Origin of the sequence: Paenibacillus sp. NPDC057886 (genome assembly GCF_042796655.1) — a bacterium.
GTDB lineage: Bacteria > Bacillota > Bacilli > Paenibacillales > Paenibacillaceae > Paenibacillus.
Map to the genome: position 1 here is coordinate 1 of NZ_JBHVMZ010000041.1, position 1,065 is coordinate 1,065.

Consider the following 1,065-nt stretch of genomic DNA (forward strand, 5'->3'; position numbering starts at 1 on the left):
GCAATATACAAGCACCGAAACATTCCCATAATGTTGATTTAAATTTGCTTTTCTTTTTATACAGATACTTAATCAGAACATCAGCAACATATTGCTCGTCTTCATGAATCTTCAGCAATCTGTCTTTAATGACCTTATAAACATAAAGTTTTTGTCCAGGCTTAATGTCTTCATCATTCATGAGCCATTTCTTGTTTTGGTCTAATCGTTTGTACTCACTAATAATTGCCTCGTCCAACTTAATATCCTTGTTCTTGAGCAGGAAGCGATAATCGAACTTCCCTGCAACAGCTGCAAAATTAATTCGGTCTGAGGGGATAATGGAGTCTAACTTGTTTACTGTGCTTTCATTAATTAACTCAACGCTATGTTCTTCTTTATCCTTTGCATTGATGAAGAAGTGGGGTACTTTATTTTTTATGTAATCTTTGATTTTTTCATCGACATGATCAGGTCGGGTAGGCATGAATAAGGTTTTTGCGAACTTTGATACCCTCGGTTTCCCGATATTTTATTAGGGAATAGACCATATCATCATCTGTGCTAGACAGATGGTCAGCGCTTCATAATAAGGAATTTCACCTTATTATTACTCCATAAAGGATGGTCGTTGCACCTTCATTTACAAGTGCTTCCCAGCATGATGTAAACGCTTGGCACAGGGTTATCGTATCGATAAGGACTTAGAATTCCCCTGTTAGCACACTCATTGACGATCATTTCCTATCGCTGCTTTTCGCTGAATGCACACCCTAGATTTCTAGGTTCACTGACTTTTCATCCGCATATCGCTATGCGACGCGACTAAAAATTTAATCGATAGTAAAGTTATTTTCCATACATAACCATTTGATCACGTCCATATTTATGTTGTCACTGTTCCATATCTTAGTGATGTTGTTGCTGTACTCCCCGATATTGATCCCATAAGCAAGAGTTAGTGCTTCATAGATGTTCTTGCTATTAATCTCTTGTTTCTGGGCTACAGACATTTCATAATACAACGGAACGATGTTTTCCATATTACGCTTGGCAATATTGACGATTAACTCATCAGAAATAATT

At 37.1% G+C, this 1,065-nt stretch carries 2 pseudogenes; both read right to left on the minus strand.

What is annotated here, in order from left to right:
- Positions 1 to 484, minus strand: a pseudogene (locus ACFVQB_RS34440) (hypothetical protein); the annotation flags it as partial.
- Positions 485 to 815: 331 nt separating this feature from the next.
- A pseudogene (locus ACFVQB_RS34445) lies at positions 816 to 1,065 on the minus strand (hypothetical protein); the annotation flags it as partial.